We start from the raw sequence: 8643 nt of genomic DNA, 5'->3' as shown, positions 1-8643 counted from the left end.
GGCGGTAACGACAACAACAAGAACAACAAGGACGGCGACAAGCAACCCGGAACCGGCGGCGGGACCGGAGGTGGCGACAAGAAGCCCGGAACCAGTGGTGGCGGCAGCGGCATCGGGAAATCCGGCGGTGCCCCCACCGGCAGCAGCACCGGCGGGAAGGGCAGCAACCTCGACCCCTCCGCCTTCACACCCTCCTCGAAGTCGGCCACCGAGAAACCGAGCGGCGCCACCGGCCCGGAAGCCCTGTCCTCTCTGTCGAAAGCTCTGCAGGAGTTGACCTCCGGCCTGTCCGGCCCCACCGGCGCGCCACTGACCACCGCACCGCTGGGCGCCGCCGGCCCCCTGGGCGCCACCGGCGCGGTCCCGTTCGGCTTCGATCTCGAATCAGCAGGGCTCCGCGGGGGCGGCGGCGGTTCCGCGGGCGGGGGCGGCTCGTCGTCGCCGACCGCGAAAGCGGCCGAGGACAAGCTCTTTCCACGCGCGACCACGGCCGGAAAGATCACCGATGCGGTGGAAACCCGTGCCGGGATTGCCCCGTCGGCGGCGATGCCCTACGGCGGCGGCTACCCGATGGGTGGTGGCATGGGCGGTGGCGCGCAGGCTGGCCAGCAACAGCAGCAGCGCAAACGCGCGGCCTACCTCGACGGCACCGAGCACCTGGAGGAAGCCGTCGGCGAGGATCCGCTGTCGGTCCGGCCGATCATCGACCGCTGAGCCCCTTCGAACCCGAACGTGAGTCCCGCCATGCGTTTTCATGTCGTCAACTTCCCCAACACCCAGACCACCAAGCACTACCAGCCGTGCGCCTACACCCAGAAGATCCGGCGTTTCGCCATCATGATGACGGAGCTGGGTCACGAGGTGATCCTCTACGGCGGCGAGGAGAACGACGCGGCCTGCACCGAATTCGTCACCGTCGTGACGAAGGCGGAGCAGGCCGAATGGTTCGGCAACACCGACCTCTACACCGAACCGAACAACCTCACCTGGAAGGCTTTCGCGCCGCACTGGACCACCACCAACGAGCACGCCATCACCGAAATCGCCAAACGCAAGCGGGATCGCGACTTCATCTGCCTGCTCGGCGGGATCTATCAGCAGCCGATCGCCGACCAGTTTCCCGAACTCATGACCGTCGAGTTCGGGATCGGGTACAGCGGGGTGTTCGCGCAGTATCGCGTGTTCGAAAGCTATGCCTGGATGCACTCTATCTACGGCGCCCGCAGCCCGGCCGACGTCATGAACACCCGTGGCCAGTTCTACGACACCGTGATCCCGAATTACTATGAGGTGGAGGACTTTCCGTTCTCCGACACGAAGGACGACTACTTCCTCTTCATCGGCCGCGTCGTCGAAGCGAAGGGCATCCAGATCGCCCTCGAAACCTGCCGGCGGCTCGGCGTGAAGCTCGTTGTCGCCGGCCCCGGTGCGGCGCCACCGCCCGAACTCGCCGACTACGTCGGCGTGGTCGACCATGTGCGCCGCGGTGAACTGATGAGCCGGGCCCGCGCGGTGTTCGTGCCGTCGCTGTATCTGGAACCGTTCGGCGGTGTCCACGCCGAAGCGATGCTGTGCGGCACACCGGTGATCACCACCGACTGGGGTGTGTTCACCGAAACCGTCCAGCAGGGCGTGCACGGCTTCCGCTGCCGCACGCTGCGCGAGTTCTGCGACGCCGCCGACGCCGTCGACAAGCTCGACTACCAGCGGATCCGCGACGACGCCGTCGCGCGATTCTCCCTCGATGCCGTCGCACCCCAGTACGAGGCGTACTTCGAGCGCCTCACCACGCTGTGGGCCGATGGCTGGTACACCGCCTAGGAGGACACGATGACACCACGGAGCCAGCGGCGCCGGAACCTGGTCGTCCTGCGCGCGGGCGAGGGGTCGCTGCACGAACAATGGCTCGCAGGATCGCAGCCGCGCACCTGGGATCTCGTCGTCAGCTATTTCGGCGACGACCCCGACCGGTTCCGCACCGACGACGTCCTGCGGCTGGACCGCAAAGGCACGAAATGGACCGCACTGCATCATGTGCTGACCGTTGATCTGGCGGAGGTGATCGACGACTACGACTACATCTGGCTCCCCGACGACGATCTCGCCACCGACACCGACACCATCAACGACATCTTCGAATACACGGCGCGGTACCAGCTTTCACTGTCGCAACCCGCGCTCACCGAGGACAGCTACTTCACCCACGAGATCACGCTCGTCGACCGCCGCTACGAACTGCGCTACACGAATTTCGTAGAGATCATGGCGCCCTGCTTCCACCGCGACTTCCTACTGCGCTGCCTGCCGACCTTCGCCGTCACCCAGACCGGGTGGGGCCTGGATTTCCACTGGCCGAAGTTCGTTTCCGACACCTATTCGATCGCCATTCTCGACGTGGCGACGGTGCGGCACACGCGCCCGGTCGGTGGCCCGAACCTCACGGCGGCGCGGGCGACGGGTATCGACCCGTGGAGCGAGTACTGCGAATATCTGGTTCAGCACGAGATCTACGACCTCACCACCCGTGTGCACCAGGGTGTCGGGGTCGGCAGGCCGCGCGCGACCGAGGAGCCGATCGCCATCTGCGCCACCATCGACCGGCACTGGCCGGGCCTGCCCACCTGGCTCAACCATCATGGTGCCCACGCGAACCTGCTCATCGTCTACTCCGGCGATCCGGCTGTCCGCCTGCTGGTCGAAGCAGCAGAATATCCGATCATGTTGTGCGACAACACCAGTGACGCGGCCGACCCCGACGCTCGCGAGGTCGCCAATATCGGTGCCGCGATCACCGCAGCGCGCACCGCCGAGATGGAATGGCTACTCCCCCTCGGCCCGCGCGAACTCTTCCACGATGACGGGAGCAGGCACTGGCAGATCTCGGGCGCCGACCACGTGGTCTTCCTCGCGCACGAGGCCGTGCCGATGCCGCACCCGGTCGCCGACCCGTTCCGCGAGTGCACCGTCTTCCGGGTGAACGGACGCTCACCTTTCCTCGACGCCCCCGCCACCCGCAGCGCTGTCCGGCTCAGCGCAGCCGGCATCGCTCCGGCGGACAAACACGGGTTCACCGGATTCGCGGGCGCGAGCGGAACAGTCACCGCGCCGGTGATTCTGCACTATCCGTACCCGAGCTTCGACAGCTGGCTCACCCGCGCGGAACAGGTGGGCAGCACGGGCGGCGCCGCGGCCCGCGACTTCGCCGACTACTCCCGCAACCTGCTGCACGTGGCGGTCGCGCACGGCACCCTCGAGGGCGCCCGCGCCTGCTTCCAGGCCGACATCCCCTGCGACGGCATGGTCGACCAGATGGTGCGGACCGGCGAACTGACCCGCATCCACCCCGATCTCTTCGCACCGCGTACACCACGGATCACCCGGCGCCCACCGGCGAACACGTCCTATCCAGACATGGCCGTCATCTACTGGTTCTACAAGGAACCGGAGGTGACCCGCAACCATCTGCAACTGCTCCGCGAACACAACCCCGACCGCCAGATCTTCGGCCTCTTCGGCGGCCGGATCCACGAAGCCGCCGCCTACCGCGACCTCCTCGGCGACCTCCTCGACGACTTCTGGTGCTACGAAGGCACCTACGGCCACGACCCCTACACCAAATGGATGCACGGCGACCTGCTGGTCCTGGACTGGTACGACAAACGTGGCCGCTTCCTGACCTGGGAACTCGTCACCATCGTGCAGTGGGACATGCTCGTCTTCGCCGACCTCACCACCCTCTTCCCCGACATCAAGCCAGACCAGGCCTACTTCTCCGGCTACCAGGAACTCGACGACGACATCGAATGGCACTGGCCGTGGACATCCCCCGAAGGCGGCCACCGCGACGACTACCTCGCCTTCTCCCAAGCCATCGCAGACCAATACGGCTACACCGGCCCCAAGAAGTGCTGCTTCTACATCCTCGAAATCCTCCCGAAACGCTTCTTCGATAGTCATCTGGGATTGGCCGACAAGCACTTAGCTTGACTCTGTCGGTGATCTTGGAAGTTTCAAGTTCCGTTGCTGACGGCTCTCCAGGACCGTAGTCGGGGAATTCCCTTGTGGTCCAGGTAGTTTTGGAAGGCGGTTGGTGTCCGGGGCGGGGATGGTTCGTCTGGTACCGATCCTGTGCTGAGGCGTTCGATGTTCACTGCGATGGCGGTGAACACGTGCTGCAGGTGGGTTTTGGCCTGGCCGTGGTAGCGGCAACGTCTCATACCGTGTCCGTGCGCGAATTCGCAGATGGTGCCTTCGATGCCGGAGCGCACCGCATACCGTGTGCGCCAGGCCGGGCTCTGCTGCTCGGCGCGGGTCCGTACCTGCAGGTCGAGGAGTTCTCGCGGGGGAAATCCCACGTTGCGGGCGCCGTCACGGGAGGTGGTGCACTGGTTGCGGACCGGACATGGCTGGCACTGACTCTTGGTGAACCGGGCCACGATCAGCGGAGCCGCGGTGGGAGACGATGTCGGATACGGGCCGTGCCAGCTGAGGAGCCGGAAAGATTTCGGACAGCGGATCTTTTGCATCTATGCTGCCTTGTTCCGATCGAACCACTCGGACTCTACTTCGTTCGGTGTCCGGTAGTCAATTCCGGAGTGAAGCCGAATCTGATTGTACCGCAACTCGATATAGCTGACGATGTCCTTCCGTGCGTGCTCTCGTGTCGGATATTCCGTGCGATGGACGCGTTCGTTCTTCAAGGTGCCATTGAACGATTCCGCCCAGCAGTTGTCCCAGCACACTCCGGTGCGGCCGACAGAACGAAGGACACCCAATTCCTCGGTCACCGCGGCGAACTCGGCCGACAGATATTGCACGCCGCGGTCGCTGTGAAATATTGTTTCCCCACGCCGGAACGGGAGATTCCGGGCAGCCATCCGCAGCGCGTCGGTCACCAATTCCGTGCGCATGTGATCGGCCATCGCGTAACCGACCACCTTCTTCGAGAAACAGTCCAGCACGGTCGCCATTCTGTGGAATCTGAAATGTCTTGTTTATGGTGGTTTTTCGGGGGTTGTGGGGGTTATGGGCAGCAAGGTGGCGGTGGGTGGAACGCCTATCTGTCGGGGTGTGGCTCCGGTTGGGGCGGGGACGTCGATGAGGCGTTCGAGGAGCTGGTCGAGAGCGCTGTGTCCCTCGTCGACGGCGACTCGTTCTTCGTCGGTGAGCGGGATGTTGGCGAGCATCCGTTGCAGGTTCTCTTTGGCTTCGAGGAGTTGGCCCTTGCCGGAGTTCTTGGGAGTGTAGAAATCGCATCGGGCGCAGGCCATTCGGTGGGGGCACTGTTCGAAGAACGTGTAGGTGCAGAAGCCGTGACCGAGGTCGTAGTGCTGCCAGGGTTCTCCGGCGGCGGCTGCGCCGGAGGTAACAGCGTCTCGGTCGAGGAGGACCTCGATGGTGCGGACGTTGCGGGCGAAGTACCCGGCCTCGGAATATGCCTTGGACAGGGTGTTCGGGGTGATTTTGGCATAATGCTGGGTGGTATTGGGGGTGCGATGTCCGAGCCATGCCTGCAGTTCGAACAGGGTCATGGGTTCCTTGGCGTTGTAGAGCTGGCTCGCGATCGTGGATCGGGCGCGGTGGCTGGTGATGGTGCCGCGGACATCGGCGGTGGGGACACCGGCCTTGGCGCAGAGTGCCGGGATGATGGTGTGGTTGATGTAGGGCTTGCCGACGGGCAGGGCGCGAATGGAGAACAGCACCTCGACGCGCTCACCGGTCTTGCGGTCCAACCGTTTCGGCTGGTCGGGCCGCAGTGTCTGCCATGCGTGGATAGCTTGTCCGACGAGAGGGTCGACGGGTTTGGTGAACGCGGTGCCGGTCTTGTGGACGGGAACGTCGAGCAGGCAGACCGCGTCCTCGGCGAGGATGTCGCGGGAGTCGCCGCGGACGGGCGTGGGCGGTCTGGCCCGCGCCGCCCTCACCCCGGCCGCCTACCCTCGCGCGGTCGCGGCCACCCGCGCCGCCGCACCCGATATCGAGGACGCCGCCGAACAGATCGGGTCGCTCGCCGCTGAACCCAGATCGCGAGCCTCGATCGCCGAGCTGGCCGAGGGCGACATCGACCGCGCCGAACGGGCCGGCGCGTGGCTGCTCACCCCCGACGATCCGGCCTGGGCCTGTCTGGGATTCGATGACCTCGACGCCCCCGGCAACGACCACCTCGACGCACCGGTCGCGGTATGGGTGCGCGGCACCGTCGAAGCGGTCTCGGTGCTGACCCGCGTCGGAATCGTCGGTGCCCGGGCGGTCTCCCCGCGCGGTGCCGCCATCACCGGTCAGATCGCGGGCGATCTCGTCGAACGCGGTGTGCACATCGTCAGTGGCGGCGCGTATGGGGTGGACGTGATCGCGCACCGGGCGGCCCTGGACCGGGGTGTGGCGACCACGCTCGTGTCCGCGACCGGGATCGACCGCGTCTATCCCAGCGCGCACCTCGAGGTGTTCGACGCCATCGCGCAGACCGGCGCGATCATCTCCGAATACCCGCCCCGTGACGGGGTGGAACCTTCGCGGTTGCTCGCGCGTAATCGACTGGTCGCGGCGATGTCGCGGCAACTGGTCGTCACCGAGGCCGGAGTGCGTTCGGGCACCCTGTCGACCGCGCGGTGGGCGCGGCGGCTGCACCGGCCGGCACTGGCCGTGCCCGCCGACTTCGGCTCAGCCGCGCGGGGCTGCGACCTACTGATCAGCGAAGGCCACGCCCGCCCCGTGCGCTCGCTCACCGAGATCCTCACCGCGCTCGGCGAGACCGCCGAACCCGAAACCCACCACCGGCTCGCCGACTAGCCACGCGCCGCCCTCGGCCGCCTCCGCGTCGCAGGTGTGGGCGCAGGGGGCGGGGTGGTGCGGGCGTGGTCTGCGGGCCGCGTGAATTCGTCTGTCCCTGTTGATCATCGACTCTCGAGGAGAACCACCATGGCCGGAGATACCGTCCTCACCGTGATCGGAAACCTGACTTCCGATCCAGAACTCAGATTTACCCCCGTTCCTCGTGGGTTCATGAATTCTGAAGCGACACCTGCGCGGAACTGACGGACAGGTGGCCGGTACGATGCTAGCCGAGCCGGGGGTTCATGAACTGACGGCCCGTGACCACACGACCCTGCCACCACCAGCGGCGAATTGCCCTGAACTCCGGGGTTCGAGGAGTTGACGAAGCTCGGCGGCTGGGTCTCTACGGACCTCCACATCAGCAAGTAAAGGAATGCGCGGCTACAGCTGATCCCGGCGCCCCCGCAGTGACCGGCACTTCATGAACAGACCACCGGCTTGGACCAAGTCCCACCGATTCGTCTCTTCGCCCGGGCAGACTCCGCCCCACCAAGCGCCGAGATTTTACCCATTCGCTCTGTATTCACCTCGCTCGCAGCTTGAGGTATCAACGATCGGCATGTTATTCGGTCGGGTCATGGCTGAAACGGCGGTGAAATTCAGCAGCCAGGGTGCCGCCGGCCTCGGGCACGCTCAGGATTCTCAGCACTTCCTCGGCTGCGGCGCGGAGCAGATGTGGTGGGAGCCAAATCAGCAGTTGATCGGTGGTGTCGCCCATAGCCGACACCACCGACAACGTCGATGCCATGCTTCTCGGCCCGGAGGATCCATTAGGCAACGCGACGGACTCGGTCAGCCGCCGCGAACGACGCTCCGCCGTTCTTCGAATGACGGAGGCAACCCGCGTTCCACCGTTTGCCAAGAGTTCTATTATACTGACAGTTTCAACTGAGAAATGACATAGGTCGGGGCGGACTGACTCCCCGCGAAAGCGACGGTTGTTATGCTTCCTGGCAGGGGATTGTAGCTCAGGACGGGATTGAAGACGAACCCGCCACCAATCGCTCCGCCTTCCAGAGTGATATTCGTTGCCCCCGCCGGGATGGAGACCGAACGAATGTCCTGACCAAATTGACCGCTGTCCCACGTTTTCGCTTGCCCGCTCGTGGGATCAGTGTAGTTGACGTGGGACCACGCGTTATACGTCGTCGCCCGATTGTCAATTACGAATGTGGTAGAAGTGGCTTGTGTTGTCATGGAGCCCTCCCTGCTTTCTCTGACCTTTTTCGCCGAAATCACGCCCCGCCCGTTTGCGTCGGGTCGGGGCGAGATCTCAACGCGTACAAGCATACTCGACCCACCTGTACCCGGGGCCAGTTTGCGGTGTCCCAACGGACGGCTGCGCGGCCGAACACCGGGAAAGTAATCGAGGTCCTGAATTTCCCGGCTCTCGCGGTCTCCCCGCTTCCCGCCTGGACCAGCGTTATCGCCGTTTCCCTGCATTGTCATGGTCAGGTGACGTAATATCAGTCCGGCCGGTCGGATTGTGGCCGCGCTGAAGATACTCAGCGAGAGCTGAGATTAAGGAGCGTGGGGTGGCGCTGAGCACGGTGCGGTGTCGTGTCTCATATTATAATCCCCAGAACCCGAAATTCGTCGACAGCACGTGAAAACCGGATCTGCCACCACCACAAAGGCGACCAGTCGGTTACATCCCTTGCGGCTGAACGGCGCCTGCTGCTGTAGCTCCGATTCGGATCCAATTCAAATGCATGCCAACCGGTTGCGTTGCCTGAATTCTTCTCCAAACCGTGACGACGCTATTCGGTGACCCCATAGATCGCTGGATCCAGTTCTTAGTGGTCTCGC

General features: G+C 64.7%; 7 protein-coding genes and 2 pseudogenes. 5 read left to right on the top strand and 4 right to left on the bottom strand.

The features are described 5' to 3' along the window. From APZ21_RS34665 to APZ21_RS01875, 3 genes and pseudogenes are all read left to right on the top strand, one after another. Positions 1 to 714 (top strand): annotated as a pseudogene (locus APZ21_RS34665) (hypothetical protein); the annotation flags it as partial. Positions 715 to 744: 30 nt separating this feature from the next. After that, positions 745 to 1821, top strand: a complete 1077-nt coding sequence (locus tag APZ21_RS01880) for a glycosyltransferase (RefSeq protein ID WP_054811448.1) — start codon at positions 745 to 747, stop codon at positions 1819 to 1821. 9 nt (positions 1822 to 1830) lie between these two features. Next, complete coding sequence (locus tag APZ21_RS01875; RefSeq protein ID WP_054811447.1) at positions 1831 to 3987, top strand: DUF707 domain-containing protein; 2157 nt, start codon at positions 1831 to 1833, stop codon at positions 3985 to 3987. Positions 3988 to 4010: 23 nt separating this feature from the next. Here APZ21_RS01875 and APZ21_RS36225 read toward each other — a convergent pair whose 3' ends face one another. The 3 genes from APZ21_RS36225 to APZ21_RS01860 are packed head-to-tail and all read right to left on the bottom strand — an operon-like array spanning position 4011 to position 5924. After that, positions 4011 to 4526, bottom strand: coding sequence for a transposase (locus APZ21_RS36225; RefSeq protein ID WP_218017698.1), 516 nt, complete (start codon positions 4524 to 4526; stop codon positions 4011 to 4013). Then, the gene (locus APZ21_RS01865; RefSeq protein ID WP_054811446.1) at positions 4527 to 4970 is read right to left on the bottom strand and encodes an IS3 family transposase; all 444 of its coding nucleotides are present in this window, start codon (positions 4968 to 4970) and stop codon (positions 4527 to 4529) included. 24 nt (positions 4971 to 4994) lie between these two features. After that, the gene (locus APZ21_RS01860) at positions 4995 to 5924 is read right to left on the bottom strand and encodes a tyrosine-type recombinase/integrase (RefSeq protein ID WP_239476445.1); all 930 of its coding nucleotides are present in this window, start codon (positions 5922 to 5924) and stop codon (positions 4995 to 4997) included. Here APZ21_RS01860 and APZ21_RS01855 point away from each other — a divergent pair. Beyond that, complete coding sequence (locus APZ21_RS01855) at positions 5896 to 6789, top strand: DNA-processing protein DprA (protein ID WP_063125168.1); 894 nt, start codon at positions 5896 to 5898, stop codon at positions 6787 to 6789. The two genes, APZ21_RS01860 and APZ21_RS01855, sit on opposite strands and share 29 nt — an antisense overlap. Before the next feature lie 129 nt (positions 6790 to 6918). After that, positions 6919 to 6987, top strand: a pseudogene (locus tag APZ21_RS33615) (single-stranded DNA-binding protein); the annotation flags it as partial. 409 nt (positions 6988 to 7396) lie between these two features. Here APZ21_RS33615 and APZ21_RS33610 read toward each other — a convergent pair. Next, entirely contained in the window at positions 7397 to 7582 is a 186-nt protein-coding gene (locus APZ21_RS33610; protein ID WP_169812101.1) for a hypothetical protein, read from the bottom strand. Positions 7583 to 8643: the final 1061 nt, after the last annotated feature.

Source organism: Nocardia arizonensis (genome assembly GCF_001310275.1).
In the GTDB taxonomy this organism is placed as follows: Bacteria; Actinomycetota; Actinomycetes; order Mycobacteriales; family Mycobacteriaceae; genus Nocardia; species Nocardia arizonensis.
Note: the sequence above shows the minus strand (reverse complement) of the source record. Positions and strands in the feature narration are given on the sequence as shown.